17 protein-coding genes are annotated in these 17,449 nt (G+C 63.6%); 12 read left to right on the forward strand and 5 right to left on the reverse strand.

The features are described 5' to 3' along the window. Positions 1–72: 72 nt before the first annotated feature. From AAIL66_RS12590 to AAIL66_RS12610, 5 genes are all read left to right on the forward strand, one after another. The gene (locus AAIL66_RS12590; RefSeq protein ID WP_003062090.1) at positions 73–315 is read left to right on the forward strand and encodes a BolA family protein; all 243 of its coding nucleotides are present in this window, start codon (positions 73–75) and stop codon (positions 313–315) included. 92 nt (positions 316–407) lie between these two features. Continuing rightward, positions 408–1,679, forward strand: coding sequence for a UDP-N-acetylglucosamine 1-carboxyvinyltransferase (murA, locus tag AAIL66_RS12595; RefSeq protein WP_034357460.1), 1,272 nt, complete (start codon positions 408–410; stop codon positions 1,677–1,679). Continuing rightward, entirely contained in the window at positions 1,676–2,338 is a 663-nt protein-coding gene (gene hisG, locus AAIL66_RS12600; protein WP_003062096.1) for an ATP phosphoribosyltransferase, read from the forward strand. Before murA ends, hisG begins: the two co-directional genes overlap by 4 nt. 21 nt (positions 2,339–2,359) lie before the next feature. Continuing rightward, positions 2,360–3,676 (forward strand): histidinol dehydrogenase, encoded by a 1,317-nt coding sequence (hisD, locus tag AAIL66_RS12605; protein WP_034381583.1) that lies wholly within the window; start codon positions 2,360–2,362, stop codon positions 3,674–3,676. Between the two features lie 98 nt (positions 3,677–3,774). Continuing rightward, positions 3,775–4,707 carry a hypothetical protein gene (locus AAIL66_RS12610; protein ID WP_343496870.1) on the forward strand — a complete coding sequence of 311 codons (933 nt, stop codon included), beginning with the start codon at positions 3,775–3,777 and terminating at the stop codon, positions 4,705–4,707. Positions 4,708–4,743: 36 nt separating this feature from the next. Here AAIL66_RS12610 and AAIL66_RS12615 read toward each other — a convergent pair whose 3' ends face one another. Beyond that, positions 4,744–6,309, reverse strand: a complete 1,566-nt coding sequence (locus tag AAIL66_RS12615) for a serine hydrolase (RefSeq protein ID WP_343496871.1) — start codon at positions 6,307–6,309, stop codon at positions 4,744–4,746. Between the two features lie 156 nt (positions 6,310–6,465). Here AAIL66_RS12615 and AAIL66_RS12620 point away from each other — a divergent pair, with 156 nt between their 5' ends. The 7 genes from AAIL66_RS12620 (at position 6,466) to AAIL66_RS12650 (ending at position 11,551) form a co-directional block, all read left to right on the forward strand. After that, complete coding sequence (locus AAIL66_RS12620) at positions 6,466–6,738, forward strand: hypothetical protein (RefSeq protein WP_034357468.1); 273 nt, start codon at positions 6,466–6,468, stop codon at positions 6,736–6,738. Continuing rightward, positions 6,735–7,175 carry a PIN domain-containing protein gene (locus tag AAIL66_RS12625; protein WP_003058641.1) on the forward strand — a complete coding sequence of 147 codons (441 nt, stop codon included), beginning with the start codon at positions 6,735–6,737 and terminating at the stop codon, positions 7,173–7,175. Before AAIL66_RS12620 ends, AAIL66_RS12625 begins: the two co-directional genes overlap by 4 nt. Before the next feature lie 69 nt (positions 7,176–7,244). After that, on the forward strand, positions 7,245–8,363 hold the full coding sequence (hisC, locus tag AAIL66_RS12630; RefSeq protein ID WP_343496872.1) for a histidinol-phosphate transaminase: 1,119 nt from the start codon (positions 7,245–7,247) through the stop codon (positions 8,361–8,363). Beyond that, entirely contained in the window at positions 8,360–8,983 is a 624-nt protein-coding gene (gene hisB, locus AAIL66_RS12635) for an imidazoleglycerol-phosphate dehydratase HisB (protein WP_003058637.1), read from the forward strand. Before hisC ends, hisB begins: the two co-directional genes overlap by 4 nt. 81 nt (positions 8,984–9,064) lie before the next feature. Next, positions 9,065–9,733: an imidazole glycerol phosphate synthase subunit HisH gene (gene hisH / locus AAIL66_RS12640; protein ID WP_045838448.1), complete on the forward strand. Its 669-nt coding sequence runs from the start codon at positions 9,065–9,067 to the stop codon at positions 9,731–9,733. Between the two features lie 215 nt (positions 9,734–9,948). Then, on the forward strand, positions 9,949–10,692 hold the full coding sequence (gene hisA / locus AAIL66_RS12645) for a 1-(5-phosphoribosyl)-5-[(5-phosphoribosylamino)methylideneamino]imidazole-4-carboxamide isomerase (protein ID WP_003058631.1): 744 nt from the start codon (positions 9,949–9,951) through the stop codon (positions 10,690–10,692). Then, positions 10,685–11,551 (forward strand): D-hexose-6-phosphate mutarotase, encoded by an 867-nt coding sequence (locus AAIL66_RS12650; RefSeq protein WP_343496873.1) that lies wholly within the window; start codon positions 10,685–10,687, stop codon positions 11,549–11,551. Before hisA ends, AAIL66_RS12650 begins: the two co-directional genes overlap by 8 nt. 134 nt (positions 11,552–11,685) lie before the next feature. On the opposite strand, the gene AAIL66_RS12655 is transcribed toward AAIL66_RS12650, so the two are convergent. The 4 genes from AAIL66_RS12655 to AAIL66_RS12670 form a co-directional block, all read right to left on the reverse strand. Continuing rightward, entirely contained in the window at positions 11,686–12,555 is an 870-nt protein-coding gene (locus tag AAIL66_RS12655) for a DUF4434 domain-containing protein (RefSeq protein ID WP_343496874.1), read from the reverse strand. Positions 12,556–12,602: 47 nt separating this feature from the next. Continuing rightward, a complete protein-coding gene (locus AAIL66_RS12660; RefSeq protein WP_343496875.1) occupies positions 12,603–14,237 on the reverse strand; it encodes a DUF2334 domain-containing protein in 1,635 nt (544 codons plus the stop codon). 32 nt (positions 14,238–14,269) lie between these two features. Beyond that, a complete protein-coding gene (locus AAIL66_RS12665; RefSeq protein ID WP_034357484.1) occupies positions 14,270–14,593 on the reverse strand; it encodes a hypothetical protein in 324 nt (107 codons plus the stop codon). A gap of 101 nt (positions 14,594–14,694) precedes the next feature. Beyond that, a complete protein-coding gene (locus tag AAIL66_RS12670) occupies positions 14,695–17,445 on the reverse strand; it encodes a tetratricopeptide repeat protein (RefSeq protein WP_343496876.1) in 2,751 nt (916 codons plus the stop codon). Positions 17,446–17,449: the final 4 nt, after the last annotated feature.

A 17,449-nucleotide genomic window follows, 5' to 3' on the forward strand; every position in this document is an offset into this window, starting at 1 on the left:
TTTTTAGAATTGACGCGGGGCTGCTTGCGAGACAATGACCGGTTTCGCCAGCTTTGCGCTTAAAGGTTCCCCATGACTGCAGACCAACTCAAAGACCTGATCGCCGCCGGCCTGCCCTGCGAGCATATTGCGCTGGAAGGTGACGGCCGACATTGGTTTGCCACCATTGTTTCTGCACAGTTTGAAGGCCAGCGTCTGCTGGGCCGCCAGCGCCTGGTCTATGCCACGCTGGGCAACCGCATGGCCACCGATGAAGTCCATGCCCTGTCCATGAAGACCTACACCCCGGCAGAATGGGCTGCTGCCCAGGCTTGATGCGAGTCGAGACGCAAGATTGATAGCCGTCAGCACTTGCTACATAAGCGCTGAGTGCATTTTTTACATATAAACATTCAAGGCTTGAAGCCATGGACAAACTCAAGATCCACGGTGGTCGTCCCCTCAAGGGCGAAGTAATCATTTCCGGTGCCAAAAACGCCGCTCTGCCTGAAATGTGTGCCGCACTGCTCACGGCCGAGCCCGTGCATCTGCACAATGTGCCGCGTCTGCACGATGTGGCCACCATGCGCAAGCTGCTGGCCAACATGGGTGTGCAGACCGAAACCCATGGCGAACGTGGCGGCATGAGCTTTGTGGCACCCGACAGCCTGGTGCCCGAAGCGCCTTACGAGCTGGTCAAGACCATGCGCGCCTCGGTGCTGGCCCTGGGTCCGCTGCTGGCCCGCTTCGGCCACGCCAAGGTGTCGCTGCCCGGCGGCTGCGCGATCGGCTCGCGCCCCGTGGATCAGCACATCAAGGGCCTGCAGGCCATGGGTGCCATCATCACCGTGGAAAACGGCTATATGCATGCCAGCCTGCCCGAAGGCTGGAAGCGTCTGAAGGGCGCACGCATCACCACCGACATGGTGACCGTGACCGGCACCGAGAACTTCCTGATGGCCGCTGCGCTGGCCGAAGGCGAGACGGTGCTGGAAAACGCCGCCATGGAGCCCGAAATCACCGACCTGGCCGAGATGCTGATCAAGATGGGGGCCAGGATCACCGGTCACGGCACCAGCCACATCGTGATTCAGGGCGTGGACAAGCTGCATGGCTGCGAGCATCAGGTGGTGGCCGACCGTATCGAGGCCGGCACCTTCCTCTGCGCCGTGGCGGCTACCAGCGGTGAAGCCTTGCTGCACCACGCGCGTGCCGACCATCTGGGCGCGGTGATCGACAAGCTCAAGGATGCGGGCGTGAGCGTGGAGTGCGTGGATGGCGGCCTGAAGGTGGCGTCCTCCGGCAAGCTCAAGGCCCAGGGCTTTCGCACCACCGAATATCCGGGCTTTCCCACCGATATGCAGGCCCAGTTCATGGCGCTGAACCTGGTGGCCGAAGGCACCAGCATGGTGACCGAGACCATCTTCGAGAACCGCTTCATGCATGTCAACGAGATGGTGCGCCTGGGCGCGCGCATCACCACCGACGGCCGCGTGGCGACCATCGAAGGCGGCAAGCGCCTGTCCGGTGCCACCGTGATGGCGACCGACCTGCGCGCTTCGGCCAGCCTGGTGATTGCCGGTCTGGTGGCCGAGGGCGAGACCATCGTCGATCGCATCTACCACCTGGATCGTGGCTACGACCGCATGGAAGACAAGCTGCGCGCCCTGGGCGCCGATATCGAGAGAATTTCCGCATGAGCACCGCAACGCCTGTGACCATAGCCCTGTCCAAGGGCCGCATTTTTGAAGAAACCGTGCCCCTGCTGGCCGCCGCCGGCATAGCGGTGACCGAGGATGTGGAAAAGTCGCGCAAGCTGATTTTCGACACCAACCGTCCCGATGTGCGCGTGGTGCTGGTGCGTGCTTCGGACGTGCCCGTCTATGTGCAATATGGCGGCGCAGACCTGGGCGTATCGGGCCTGGACTCGCTGATCGAGCATGGCGGCCAGGGCCTGTACCAGCCGCTGGACCTGCAGATTGCCAAGTGTCGTGTCAGCGTGGCCGTGCGCAACGGCTTCGACTATCAGCTGGCCGTCAAGCAGGGCGCGCGTCTGCGCATCGCAACCAAGTACCCCGAGATTGCCCGCAACTTCTTTGCCAAGAAGGGCGTGCACGTGGACATGGTCAAGCTCTACGGCTCCATGGAGCTGGCGCCGCTGACCGGCATGGCCGATGCCATCGTCGATCTGGTGTCCACCGGCAACACGCTCAAGGCCAACGATCTGGTCGAGGTCGAGCCCATCATGGACATCAGCTCGCGTCTGGTCGTCAACCAGGCTTCGCTCAAGCTCAAGCAGGCTCCGCTGCGCCACATCATCGATGCGTTTGCGCAGGCCGTTGCCGCCAAGAACAACTGATTTTTCCTACTGGTAAATACTATGGAATTCGTAGCTGCCCCCGCCCGTCTGTCAACCGCTGATGCCCAGTTCGAGCATGATTTTGCGCAGCGTCTGCATTGGTCGGCGGACACGGATGCAGCCATCGAGCAGCGGGTGGCCGACATCCTGGCCGATGTACAGCAGCGCGGCGACGCCGCCGTGCTTGAATACACGGCACGCTTTGACGGCCTGCAGGCCGATTCCATGGCTGCGCTGGAGCTGACCAAGCAGGAGCTGAAAGCCGCCTTCGAGAGCTTGCCGGCAGCCGAGCGCGAAGCGCTGGAGTCGGCGGCGCGCCGCGTGCGCAGCTATCACGAGGCGCAGAAAAAGGCCAATGGTGAGAGCTGGAGCTACCGCGACGAAGACGGCACGCTGCTGGGCCAAAAGGTCACGCCGCTGGACCGCGTGGGCATCTACGTGCCGGGCGGCAAGGCCGCCTATCCGTCCAGCGTGCTGATGAACGCCATTCCCGCCCATGTAGCCGGTGTGCAGGACATCATCATGGTCGTGCCCACGCCCCAGGGTCAGAAGAACCCGCTGGTGCTGGCTGCTGCCTATGTGGCTGGCGTGCACCGCGCCTTCACCATCGGTGGCGCCCAGGCCGTGGCTGCCCTGGCCTACGGCACGGCCACCGTGCCCAAGGTGGACAAGATCACCGGCCCCGGCAATGCCTATGTGGCCAGCGCCAAGAAGCGCGTGTTCGGCATCGTGGGCATCGACATGATTGCCGGTCCTTCTGAAATCCTGGTGCTGGCCGACGGCACGACCCCGCCCGACTGGGTGGCCATGGATCTGTTCAGCCAGGCCGAGCATGACGAGCTGGCACAGTCCATCCTGCTGTGTCCCGATGCGGCCTATATCGATGCCGTCCAGGCCGCGATCGACCGCCTGCTGCCCGAGATGCCGCGCAAGGCCATCATCGCCAAGAGCCTGAGCGATCGCGGTGCACTGATTCTGACCAAGGACATGGAAGAGGCTTGCGCGATCAGCAATCGCATCGCGCCCGAGCACCTGGAAGTCTCCAGCCGCGACCCGCACCGCTGGGAGCCTCTGCTCAGGCACGCCGGCGCCATCTTCCTGGGCGCCTACACCTCCGAGAGCCTGGGCGACTACTGCGCCGGCCCGAATCACGTGTTGCCGACCAGCGGCACGGCGCGCTTTTCCTCGCCGCTGGGGGTGTACGACTTCCAGAAGCGCAGCTCCATCATCGAAGTCAGCGAGGCCGGTGCCCAGATCCTGGGCAAGACCGCCGCTGTGCTGGCCTATGGCGAAGGCCTTCAGGGCCATGCCAGGGCTGCCGAAATGCGCCTGAAGTAAATCCGCCGGTGCTTGCCCATCAGCCGTGGCCCGTCCACGGCTTTTTTCATTTTCGGGCAGGTCGGCATGCCCCCCGTTTCGAGGCAAATCATCTCCAGATGTTTCATGGTGCGGGAATGCGCGGATTTGCTGTGACACTCGGCGGGCTGCGTGGCAGCGCAGCATTTAATAGCCAATCACAACAAGGGAGCGTGAAGATGAATCAGGTCATGAGTTCCTGGCAGCAACGCGGCTGGCGGCTGCTGGGCGGACTGTTGCTGGCCGCGGGGCTGGCCGCGTGCGGTGCACCGCCTTCGGCGCAGGATGCCTTGCAGGTCGCTGAGAGCGCATCGGCAGCGCCGCGCACGCCCAGGGTCGAGTCCACACTGGGCACGCAATGGGGGGAAGGGCGAGAGTCGGTCACCCGGACCGTAGAAGCCGCGCGCCTGGATCCCGAACGCCCGCGCACCGTGGCACAGCTGCGCTACTCCGATGAGGCCAGCATCCGCCGCGCCCTTGGGCGCAGCATTGATCAGCAGCTCAGCGTGCAGCTGGCCGACGGCGATGTGGAGTGGGTTGTGCAGGACGGGCAGGGCCGGCCGCTGCCCATCTACACCATGCGCGGAGCTCGGGACTATCAGTTGGCCGGCCGTCATGGCGAGCGCTACGAGCTGGTCTACAGCAACCGCAGCCAGCGCCACTATGAGGTCGTGGTCACGGTGGACGGCCTGGATGTGCTCACCGGCCAGGCCGGCAGCGTGCGCAATGCCGGCTATCTGCTGCGCCCCGGCGAGACCCTGCGCATCGAGGGTTTTCGCAAGAGCCAGCGTGAAGTGGCGGCCTTTCGTTTTTCCGGCAAGGAGCGCGCCTATGCCGGTAATACCCCGGCTGGCGATGCGCGCAACGTGGGCGTGATCGGAGCGGCCCTGTTTGAAGTCCGCCTGCAGGGGCGCGATGCCGCTCGGCCGGCGCCAGAGCCCCGTGGTGCGGCCGAGCCTGCGGCTTTTCCCGCCGACGGCAGATATGCCCCGCCGCCGCAGTACCGGCGCTGAGGGCTGTGGCGCTGCCGCCTGCAGCCGCAGCGCCTGTCAGATTCGCCTGCTGAACTGGCCTAATCCGTCATCGTCATAGAACTCCAGCCAGAGGCTTTGGGCCGGCGCTGCGTCACCTGCCTCGAAGACCGCCAGCGAAATGCTGTGCGGAGCTGCGCTTTCGTTGCCAGGAACGAAGCAGAACTGGCTGCCGCTCCAGTGCTGCAGCACATAGGTCTGGGCTTGCGGGCCTATGCTCAGCTGCAGCCGGTTGTCGACGAGGCTGACCTGCACCGGGCCATGGTAGGCGTTGTCATAGCTTCCCGCATAGCGCTGCAGCGCGCCCGGAGGCTGGGGCGCAGACGGGGGCTGCTGGCCCAGCAGGGAGCCCGTGGGCGCCATCAGCGGAGCGATCTTTTCGCTGTACAGCGACCACCAGTCCTGCGTGAGGCGGCCGGTTTCCATCAGGTCCACGAACTGGCGGCACAGGGTTTCGGGAACGCCTATGGGAATGCCGTTGGTGAGCACGATGATGGCGGCGTCCAGCGAGGGAATGAGCATGAAGCAGGTGGCCGCACCCAGCATGAAGGCGCCCGAATGGCTGAGGAAATTCAGCCCGCCATCGGTCGCTGCGACATTGAAGCCGAAGCCGTAGTGCCCTCCCGGCGCCTGGGCCTGCCAGGCGGCTTGCAGGGCTGCAGGGGCGACCAGTTGCTGTCCCTGCCAGCGCCCCTGCGCCAGCAGCAGAGACAGCCAGCGCGCCATGTCGTTGACGCTGGAGCTGGCGCCGCCGGCCGGGGACTGGGGGTCGGCATTGCGCGGCGTGCCGCGCTGCCAGCTGCCGTCATCGGCGCGTACATGGGGGCTGGCACGGTTGGCCTGCTGCATGAATTCGGCATAGACCGATGTGGTTCGCGTCATGCCCAGAGGCGCATACAGGCTCTGGCGCGACAGACTCGCCCAGTCCGTGTTGGCCGCGCCTGCGACGCCCACCGCGGCGGCAGTCAGGCCGGCATTGGTGTAGGCGTATTCGCTGCGCAGAGGCTTGACGGGCAGCAGGCGCAGCCGCTCCAGCACCACCTGCTGGCCGTTGCCAAGCTCCTCGAGCTTGTCGCCCGCATGGTCGGGCAGGCCGCTGCGATGGGCAAACAGATCGCCCACGGTCAGCACCGCGCTGCTGCCCGGATTGCGCAGTGCAAACCAGGGCAGCAAGTCCTGCATGCGGCTATCCCAGGAGACCCGTCCCTGGCCGACCTGGCGCGCCACCACGGTGGCGGCCAGGGATTTGGAGACCGAGGCCAGCTGGAACACGGTGTCGGCATTCACGGCCGCACTGCCGCCGGTCTCGCAAAGCCCCAGGCCTTGGGCGGCAAGCGTTTGCGCGCCCTGGACCACGGCCCAGGCCATACCCGGAACACCGCTGACACGGCGCAGCGTTGCAGCCAGCTCGGGCAGCCGCCGGGCTGCCTCCGCGGCGCTCAGACCTTTTGCCGGCCCATCGTCTCCGCCGCAGCCCGCCAAAGCCAGCCCGGAGCCGGCCGCGATGCCCAGGCCGGCTCCGGCGCGGACGGTGCGATCGAGCATCTGGCGTCTGGTCCATGCGGTCTTGGATGGCTGGCTCATGATTTCTCCTCCCGGTTGGTGGGTCTGCGCTTGCAGAGGGGCAAGTTTCTGGCGAACTGCTTTTTGCTCCGCAGTATGGATTCCTGCAGGCCATTCTGGCAATTTGAAATTTCACACGAATTTCGTGTTGCACGAAATTCGTGTACCATGCGAGGCATGAAGAACGTCACCATCACCGTCGAAGACAGCGTGCTTGACTGGGCGCGCATTGAAGCGGCCAGGCGCGGCAGCAGCGTCTCGCGCATGCTGGGTGACTTCATGGCCGAGCTGATGCAGCGCGAGGATGCCTACGAGCGTGCCTATCTGGCCTGGCGCACGGATGAGCGCACCTGGCAAGCTGCCGGCCAGTCTGCCAAATCCGTGGCGCGTAGTGCCAGCAGCAAGCGTGCTGCAGTGCAAAGCAATGCCGAAGCCGAGGTGGCCAGGTGAACCCCGTATTTGTCGATACCTCGGTGCTGATCGCCGCGGAAGATGCGGCCGGCGGTGCGCTGTATGCGGCCACGCTGGAATGGCTGGATCTGCTGTGGCGCAGCCGTAGCGGCCGCACCAGCAACCAGGCGCTGGTGGAGTTCTATGACCAGGCGACCACGGCAGCCTTGCCCCTGCCTCAGGGCGATGCCCGCGCCGCCATCCGCCGCTACCAGACCTGGACGCCCTGGAAGACCGACGCCGCCACGCTGGAGACGGCCTGGGCCGTGCAAGCCCGCCATGCGCTGGACTTTGGCGACTGCCTGGCCGTGGCCTGCGCCCAGCACAGCGGCTGCAACCAGATGCTGAGCCTGCATCTGCCTCATGGGGCGGAGTTTGGCGGCGTAACCGTGGTGCACCCGCTGGAGCAAGCCGCCACGCAGAATCTTGAGGCTTGAGCGCCAGAATTGCAGCGATCGGTATCGACTGCATTGGCCAACGCAAGCCTTGTGTGAAGGAGTGAACCCATGACTGCTCAAGACATCCAGACCAAAGCCCTGCAACGCATTCGCGCCGATGTACGCGCCATGCAGGGCTACCATGTGCAGCCCGCGCAAGGCCTGCTCAAGATGGACACGATGGAGAATCCCTACCGCCTGCCGCCCGAGCTGCAGAAAAAGTTGGGCGAGCATCTGGGCGGCCTGGAAATCAACCGCTACCCCGGCGAGCGCCAGGAAGTGCTCAAGCAGATGCTGGCCGACTACGCCGGTGCTCCGGCCGGCACATCGGTGCTGCTGGGCAATGGCTCGGACGAGATCATCACCCTGCTGGCGCTGGCCACGGCCCAGCCTTGCAACAATGCCCGCGCCAAGATGCTGGCGCCCATGCCGGGCTTTGTGATGTATCCGCTGTCTGCCAAGTTGCAGGGCCTGGATTTCGTGGGCGTGAATCTGACGAGCGACTTCGACCTGGATGTGCCGGCCATGCAGGCCGCCATTGCCGAGCACCAGCCTGCCATCACCTATATCGCCTATCCCAACAATCCCACCGCCACGCTGTGGGCCGAGGACAAGGTTCAGGCCGTGATCGACGCCGTGGCCGAGGTTGGCGGTCTGGTCGTGATGGACGAGGCCTACCAGCCCTTCGCCAGCCGCAGCTGGATCACCCGCATGAAGGCCGACCCCGCGCGCAACGCCCATGTGCTGTTGATGCGCACTCTGTCCAAGTTCGGTCTGGCCGGTGCGCGCCTGGGCTATCTGATCGGCCCTTCGGCCATCGTCAACGAGATCGACAAGGTGCGCCCGCCCTACAACATCAGCGTGCTCAATTGCGAGACGGCGATTTTTGCGTTGCAGCACGAGTCTCTGTATGCCGAGCAGGCCGCCGCCATCCGCGCCGAACGCCAGCCGCTGATCGATGCCCTGGCCCTGCTGGACGGCGTGGAAAAAGTCTGGCCTTCCGAAGCCAATATGGTGCTGCTGCGCGTGCGCGATGCCGGCAAGGCCCAGATCGAGATGAAGCAGCGCGGCGTGCTGGTCAAGAACGTATCGGCCATGCACCCCTTGCTGCACAACTGCCTGCGCCTGACCGTGGGCACCCGCGAAGAAAACGCCCAGATGCTGGCGGCACTGAAAGAAAGCCTATGAGCAATATCGTCCCCTCCATCGCCCAGAACCTGCCGCGCATTGCCGAAGTGCAGCGCAACACGGCCGAGACCCGCGTCGCCGTGCGCGTCAACCTCGACGGCACGGGCAAGGCCAGCCTGAACTCCGGTATCGGCTTTCTCGACCACATGCTGGACCAGATCGCGCGCCACGGCCTGATCGACATGGATATCGAATGCGCGGGCGATCTGCACATCGATGGCCACCACACGGTGGAGGACATCGGCATCACCCTGGGCCAGGCCTTCGCCAAGGCCATCGGCGACAAGAAAGGCATTCGCCGCTACGGCCATGCCTATGTGCCGCTGGACGAAGCCCTGAGCCGCGTCGTCATCGACTTCTCGGGCCGCCCCGGTCTGCACATGGATGTGAAGTTCACGGCGGGCAGCATCGGCCAGCTCGACACGCAACTGGTCTTCGAATTCTTCCAGGGCTTTGTCAACCACGCCGGCGTGACCCTGCACATTGACAACCTCAAAGGCTTCAACGCCCACCACCAGTGTGAAACCATCTTCAAGGCCTTTGCGCGTGCCATGCGCTTTGCACTGGAGCATGATGAGCGCATGGCCGGCGTGATTCCCTCGACCAAGGGTGCTCTGTAATCAGGAGCGAATTGCGCCTGTTTACACTGCATTTCAAAGCTGTTTGTCTTTAAAAACCAATCTCCATAAGCGGTAGCTGCTATGAGTTTGAAGAACAACACCGTGGCCGTGGTCGATTACGGCATGGGCAATCTGCGTTCGGTCTCGCAGGCGGTGCGTACGGCCGCAGCCGATACCGGCTGGGACGTGGTCGTCACGGCCGATCCCGATGTGGTCCATGCCGCCAACCGCGTGGTCCTGCCCGGTCAGGGAGCCATGCCCGACTGCATGCGCGAGCTGCGCGAATCGGGCCTGCAGCAGGCCGTGCTCGATGCCGCCGTCAACAAGCCGCTGTTCGGCGTCTGCGTGGGCATGCAGATGCTGCTCGACCACAGCGACGAAGGCGATGTGCCGGGCCTGGGACTGATTCCCGGCAATGTGCGCAAGTTCGATCTCGAAGGAAGGACGCAGGCCGACGGCAGCCGTTTCAAGGTGCCGCAGATGGGCTGGAACCAGGTGCAGCAGACGCAGCAGGGCGGCAAGCACCATGCGCTATGGGCCGGCATTCCAGACGGCAGCTTCTACTACTTTGTGCACAGCTTTTATGCGCAGGTGCAACAAAGCGCGCATTGCGCGGCCGAGACCGACTATGGCGGCCTCTTTGCATGTGCCGTCGCACGCGATAATATTTTCGCAACCCAGTTCCACCCCGAGAAAAGCTCGGATCAGGGACTGGCGCTGTTCCGCAACTTCCTGGGCTGGAAGCCCTAAGGGTCAACATTGAACCAGTCTTTGCGCGCATCGCATCCCTGGCTTGGGCGGTCTGCAGCGTTGCAAATCCTCGCCGGGCGATCAGCCCGGCTGTGGTTTGCGCCTCGCAGCCCATCCCAATCCAGTGCGCGCTGCATCGCAGGGCTTGTTCACTGTCAACCCGATTTTTTCAACCGGCCATTTCTGACGGCCAAACTTGCTAGCAGATCACCATCATGTTGCTCATCCCCGCTATCGACCTCAAGGACGGCCACTGCGTTCGCCTGATTCAGGGTGATATGGACCAGTCCACCACTTTCGGTGAAGACCCCGCAGCCATGGCCGCCAAATGGCTGGATGCGGGCGCCCGTCGCCTGCATCTGGTGGACCTGAACGGCGCCTTTGCGGGCCAGCCCAAGAACCTGTCGGCCATCAAGAGCATCCTCAAGGAAGTCGATGGCGAGATTCCCGTGCAGCTGGGCGGCGGCATCCGTGATCTGGATACCATCGAGCGCTACATCGATCTGGGCATCGAGTACCTGATCATCGGCACCGCTGCCGTGAAGAACCCCGGTTTCCTGCAGGACGCCTGCAGCGCCTTTCCCGGTCACATCATCGTGGGCCTGGACGCCAAGGACGGCAAGGTGGCCATCGATGGCTGGAGCAAGCTCACCGGCCAGGATGTGATCGAAACCGCCAAACGCTTCGAGGACTGGGGTGTGGAATCCATCATCTACACTGACATCGGTCGTGACGGCATGCTCAGCGGCATCAACATCGACGCCACCGTCAAGCTGGCCCAGTCGCTGAAGATTCCGGTCATCGCCTCGGGCGGTCTGGCCGGCATGGCCGACATCGAAGCGCTGTGCAAGGTGCAGGACGAGGGCGTGGAGGGCGTTATCTGCGGCCGCGCCATCTATACCGGCGATCTGGACTTCGCCGCCGGCCAGGAGCGTGCGGACGAGCTCACGGGTGAGTGATTTGGCGTTTCAGGCCCAGGCCGTTGACTGGAAAGGGCTTCCTGCCATTGCTTTGAAGCTGGGCCAGGGGGATTCGGTGCTGATCTGCCTGCAGGGTGCCCAGGTGCTGTCCTGGGTCGGCCTGGGGCAGGAGCGCCTGTTCCTCAGTCCCCGCGCATCCCATGACGGCAAGAGCGCTATTCGTGGCGGCATTCCGGTCTGCTTTCCCCAGTTCAACCAGCGTGGTCCCTTGGTCAAGCATGGCTTTGCGCGCCTCAGCCACTGGCAGGCCGATGCTGCGCGGCCATTGGGCGAGGATGGTGTGCAAATCTCCTTGCGCCTGACGGACAGCGAAGCATCGCGCACCGTCTGGCTGCACGCCTTTGAGGCAGTGCTCACGATTGAGCTCAGGCCCGGCGCGTTGCGTGTGGAGCTGGCTGTGCATAACCGCGGTCGGCAGGACCTGTCTTTTACAGCGGCCTTGCACGGTTATCTTCGCGTTGCGCAGGTCGAGCAGACCAGCTTGCATGGTCTCGAAGGTTTGAGCTATTGGGATGCTGCTGCGGCTCAGCCGGACACCCATGTCACGCAGGAGGGCTGCGTCAGCTTCGGTGCGGAGACCGATCGCGTCTATCCACGTGCGGCTGCAGCCCTGCAGCTGCAAAGCTCGGGCCGGCCCTGGCTGCAGCTTGCCCAGGATGCGTCCTGGAGCGAAACCGTGGTCTGGAATCCCGGCCCCGCACTGTGCGCCACGCTCAAGGACATGGAGGCCGACAACTGGCAGCAAATGCTGTGTGTGGAGGCTGCGGCCATTGATGCCCCTGTGGTTCTTGGACCCGACCAGCGCTGGAATGCGGCGCAAACCTTCGAATGCGTTTGAGGCTTTGAACGAGGCGGGGTGATGCCACCCCGAGCCTGGGCCTGTCCTCGTGCGAAGACCTGTTGGCCGTCAGCCTGCTCAGCCCTGTTGCCGGCTCCATGGGCCGCAGCTGCAGAGGCAAGGCGGATGACGACTCATCGGGATTTGGTGCTCAGGGCATCCGCCAATGCATCGACCAGAGGCGGGTTCAGATAATGCGGGCCGTCGAATGCGAAGACCGTCCAGCCTTGGTAGGCCGCCAACTGCGGCAGGAATTCTTCTGCCATGGCGCTGCGAAAGCCGCCGCCCTGCGCAGGCCGGAAGGCCTCGGCAATCACACGAACACGCGCCTGGCCCAGATGGGCGGTCAGCATTTGCAGGTATTCGCGTGCCACGCTGGGAGTGCGCGCGTGGACGCCGACTCCATCCTGGAAAAACACGCCCACATCTTCGGGTATCCAGCGCATGATCCAGTCAACCAGCGCCTGGGGACCCATATTGGCATTGTCATAGGCGCTGATCCACAGCGGACGAGGCAGCTTGTTGAGAACCTCGGTGAGAAGACTGGGCGCAGCCCAGGTTGGATCGACTTCGACCGGGAAGTACCAGCCGGCAACCCGCAGTGGCAGCGCCGTGATAGCGGCTTTCAAGGCATAGGACTGCATTGCCAGATCCGCGAGACTGGCGCGGGCCTTGGCCTCGTCATGCATGCCGGCCAGGCCGAGAATCAGCTCCAGCGCCCAGGGCTCTGCAGCAATGCGCTCCCAGTCCGGGAGGTTGCGGCTCATGGAGGGCAGATAAGTGCCGGGCACCAGGCTCAGATTGTCCACGGCCGTCCATTGCACCAGCAGGCGGCGGATGCCCAGACGCTGCCATGCTCCATGGGGCCGCAGAGTGTCGGCACTGGGCTGCCAGACCATGCCAGGCAGACGCAGGCCGGGTTTGGCCTGTGCGTCAGGCAGGCTGCAGCTCAGTGCCCAGGCCAGGCCCAGCGCCTCGCGTCTGGTGCATTGTTCCATTGTCATATCTATGGATCGAGCCGCTTTCTCCTTTCGGAGAAAGCGCTTTTCTTTCATGGCAGCTGACTCGGAACCGTCCAGGTGAAGCCCAGATTGGAGATGCCGCTGACAAGGCTCTTGAAGTCCGCCAGACCAGGGGTTCCAACCTGCGGCTCAAGCCAGAACGGGTGGAAGAAGAACGAGGCATAGCCGTCACGTACTGTCTTCACATACTGGGCATTGGTGAGAATGTCCTGCCATGTGTAGTTGTAAAAGGAGGTCGGATCGATCTGGGAGATGTCGTATTCGATGTTCCCCAGGCTTTCCGGCAGCACTTTCTGGCCGTAGTAGTCGGTCTGTATGGGGTAGGGGAAGATCTGGCCCACGGCAAAATCCTTCTCCACCGATGCAGTGAAATTGGGCTTGTCTGCGGTGAAATACACCACGCGCTGATAAGTCTTGGCAAAGACCTGCGTAGTGGCCTTGGAGGCCAGCGCCGAGCCATGGTAGTGCGGGGTCTCCCAGGCTGTCGCGCGATATCCATTGAGAGACAACTCCAGCAGGCCGGCCCGATAACGTCCCAATGCCCAGGCGGTCGAGTCTTCGGGTACGGGCTTGTTGTTGACAATGTCCCAGAACTCGTAGTCATCGCCACTCACGGCCGTATAGCGGTTGCGCATATTGCTGTACTGGTGCGTGTAGCCATGCATCACGATTTCGCCGCCGCGCACCAGTGCATAGTTGAGAGCTCTCTTCAGGTTGGTCGCCAGTGACATTGGCACCTGCATAGGCACTCCCGAGTTGTACACGCCAAGAGGGTCGCGGTAGTACGGAATGGTCGCAATCGAAAACGGTATCCGTTGCTGGTAGAGGTAGTCCGTCAGCGATTTCATCGCCGCCACACTGACCAATGCGCTCACGTCTTCAAGACGGACCATGGCCTTGTGGCTTTCGGCATGGTTCACCCCCAGCATGTCATGCAGCATGTCTGCCAGCACGAGATAGCGATCGCGTGGTCCGATATAGCTGAACGGCAGATCCGCCACATACCAGAAGTTGCCCGACCTCACCACATAGGGCGCCTGCTCGCCGGTCTTGGGATTGGACATGGAAACCAGGTTCTGGGCCTTGGTGGTATCGGTGATGGCCGTCAGCCCCACATCGGGATCCGCATTCACGGCTCCGGTGCTGCTGTCGTATGCGTAGTATTTGACAAAGGGCAGGTTTTTGTAGGTGATGGTGTCGAAGAACCCCGGTGTGGTGTTGCTTGAGGTTGGTGCGGCATTGAGTCCGCGAAGCGCCGTCAGGTTGAAGCCATAGCGGGACTGGAAGCCGTAGGCCGCATCCCAGGCAAACTGCCAGATGTTGTACTTGAACCAGACTATGGTCTTGCTCGAGCTGGCGGCATCGGCCATGAAGGCGGCGGGCACCGGGTTGTCGTAATACGAGCCCAGATAGAACGTGGCGTCGTAGCCGCTGAGTTTGCCTGCCGTGTAGTTCTGCACCGGGAGCATATCGACCTTGCTGTCGAAATGTCCGAGCAGATTGCGCAGCATGATGGCATAGCCCATGCCGAGCTTGGTGTAGGCCGTATTGGGCGGCGCGTCATAAAGGATCAGTGTGCGCGGACCTGTTTGCGCAAAGGCGCCAGGGCTCGCAAAGAGCATGGCTAGCAGCCATGCCCCAAGAATGCGTCCTAGGGTTTTCATGAGACTCTCCTGAGATCAGTACACGGTGAGGTCTATTGCTGCTGGCCACGGAATGGGCCACCCGGATTGGGCTTGTCCTTCGGGGGATTGCCGGGGGATGGGTTGCCGGGTTTGCTTGGCAGTTCATCCAGCGTGTCATCCCGTGTGAAATCCTTCTTGAAATGCCCTTTGTGGTGATGCGCACGTTCATTGCGCTTGCGCTCTTCGGGGGCTGCGCCGATATCCATGCGGATCTGGGAGGCACCAGGCGGCAAGGGCGGCGGCATGACGTTCGAGGCCAGGGACCAGTTGGCCCAGGTCAGCAGCGCCAGCGCGAGCAGCGCGCGCGTGGCCTGCCTTTGATCATGGGAGTGCATGAGAGCCTCCTTTCTGGAGGGCAGAAAGAAAAATGTCGAAGAACTCCATCTCCACAAACTCTAGAAATGGCGATGGGTTCGGGTCTTAGAGGCGTGCCATCTCAAAATACCAAGGCGGCACGTAGAAACACGCCTTTCCCTCGTTCGTCCCCGGCAAGCCGGGCGCGATACTGCAGGGAGAGGTCGAGGTAGGAGCGAGGTGCATGGTCACGGTCCTCGCGGAACCAGAAACGCATGCTCACACCAACGCCAGCGCCAACCGAGCTTTGCTTGCCCGAGGCTGTGCGTTCAGAGTTGTAATCAGCACCCAGGACTGCATGCGGAAACAGCACCAGTCTTGAGTCGCTCCCCCCCATTCGGAAACTGCGCCCTGCTTGGGCTTCGAACGTCGCGTAGTTCTGCTTGCGATGAATGAAGCGACCTACTTCGGCGTACATATTGAACGTGTTCCAGCTGGGCACATCCACGCGCAGGTCGGTGCCCATGCCGCCCGAATATCCCATGCGCAGCAACCAGTCGTTGCTGGACAGCGAGCCGATGCGCACGCGCCGTTCGGCCGCGAGTATGAGGTTGTGATCGCTCAGCGGCTTGGCACGGACACCGACGGCACCCTGGGTGGTTTCTCCGCCCGTGGGCACATCGTGGCGGCTGTAGACCGTTTGTGCAGCGCCGCCGTACAGCTCCCAGAAGCGGCCGTCGCCGAACTTCTGCGGGCGCCAGTACACCTCGCTGACGAGCTGGGCCACGTCGCCATAGAGTCCGGGCTGGGCGCCTGCCGCGCCCAGGGCAATGCCCCGATAGCCCAGCAAGGTGTTGATGCCCCAGGAGCGGTCCCGGTCGGCAACTTCACGCCGCGTCTCATATTGCTGCTGCGGCGTCATGGCGAGCCTGCCTTCATGTGCTGCGGCAATGGCCTGCTTGAAGTAGTCGATGGACTGCTCGTTCTCGGCCAGCCTGCTGGCTGCGTAGGCGCCATCGCGCAGCGCCGTGTCCGGCAGGCGGCTCTGGTCACGTGCGCGGTTGAAGATGGACAAGGCACTGCGATCGTCCCCCACGCGGACGGCCAGATAGGCCAGATTGGGGTCGGCGCTTTGCTGCAGCTCAGGCTCCGAGACGGCCTGTGCAAAGCGTGCAGCAGCCTCGTCTCGCAGCCCCAGCTGAAGCAGCAGGTCCACCTCGCTGGACAGGGACAGGCCGCCCATTTGCAATGCCGTCCGTGCGTCGGTGTTGGCGGCCTCGGTCATGCCTTGCTCGTGGCGCAGGCGACTGCGCAAGGCCAGCACTTCGACTGCATCGGGCTGTAGCTGCAGTGTTTGATCGACCTCTTCAAGCGCCTGCGCCTTCTGGCCTGCAGCCAGCAATGCCTGCAGGCGAAGCTGACGGTAGGGTAGATGTCCGGGGTTGAGCTGCAAGGCCGCCCCGGCCTTTTCTGCCGCCAAAGCATATTGCCCATCGCTGTAGGCTTGATAGGCCTCATGGGCGACTTTGTATGCCGGGTCTGGCGCCTCCTGCCCAGGCCAGATTTCGCAGCCGGGCACATCGCCGGCGCTGAAGCAGTTGACCAGGGGCAGTGGCAGCTCGTAGCTGCGTGACATGGTTGAGGAGCGCAGGGCCTTGAGCTGCTCTCGGCGGCTGCTGACGTCGGCATTGCTGTCCGTCTCCAGCGCCTGCACAAGTCGCTGCGCCCGATCGGTCTGACCGGCGGCCAGTGCCGCATCAACGGCAATGACGCCGTAATTCTGCCGTTCCGAGCGCGCCAGATGGGGGGCCGCCAGTGCAGCGTCGAAAGCCTGTACAGAAGCATTGCCGCGACCCTGTGCATGCAGGGCCACACCCAGCAGCACCTGCAGTGCTGGATCGTTCTGCAGTGCCAGCCCTTGCTCTGCCACGCGCTGCGCCTGGGCTGCCTGCCCATCCTGAAGCAGCAAGCCCAGCCACTGAAGGCGGGGAGCCAGCGCATCCGGCGCTATTCGGACGCTGGTCTCGGCATACCTGAGGGCCTTGACCATGTCGCCTTGCTCGCGTGCCTGCAAGGCCTGCTCGAAGGGACGCAGTGCGCGGCGCTGACGTATGGATGTGCGCAGCATCTGCCAATCGGAGTCCGACTGCAGTTGCTTGACCTTGTCCAGCCTTGTTGCCCGGGCTTCGGCCTCGTCGAAGCGCCCGTTCGCTACGAGCAGGTAGACCAGCAGGCGCTGATAGTCCAGACGCCCTGGGGCCGCAGCTACGGCCTGCCTTGCCAGAGGCAAGGCCGTGGCGAAGTCACGCCGCTCGGTGGCGGCATAGGCCTGGCTGGCCTTGGCGTAACCAGCAGGCATGGCCTGTGCTGCCGGGCTCTTGCGCGGGCGTGGCGTGGTGTCCGCTGTCGAGGAGGCAGCCTTTGCCGGCTCCGGTGCTGGCGCTGCTGAAGGCGTGGCTGTGCCTGGCGTCTTCGGTGGAGCCTTGGCCGCAGGAGCGGGCAGGGCTTGAGACTCGGGCTGTCTGGCCGGAACGGCTCCCTGATGCATATCGCGCAGAGCCTGGGCCAGACGCGCATCGCCAGGGTGGCGCTGAAGCTGGGCCTTCAGTACAGCTTCGGCCTGTGCTGGTTGGCCAAAGCGGCGATGGGCTGCGGCCAACTGCAAGGCGATCTCGGTGTTGTCCGGTGCCAGACGCTGAGCCTGCTGCAGCTCGGAGATGGCGCGCTGGCCATCGCCGCGCGCCATGGCCTCATACGCCTTGTCGATCCGGGGATAGATCTGAAAGCGCTGTCTGGGAGTGATATCCGGACCTAGATCCACCGTCTGCGCCAGACCATCGTATGGAGTGGCGCATGCCAGGGAAAGAACCAGAATAGGACGAGAAAGCTTCATATAT

The organism is Comamonas sp. F1-6 (assembly GCF_039581415.1).
Classification (GTDB): Bacteria; Pseudomonadota; Gammaproteobacteria; order Burkholderiales; family Burkholderiaceae_C; genus Comamonas; species Comamonas thiooxydans.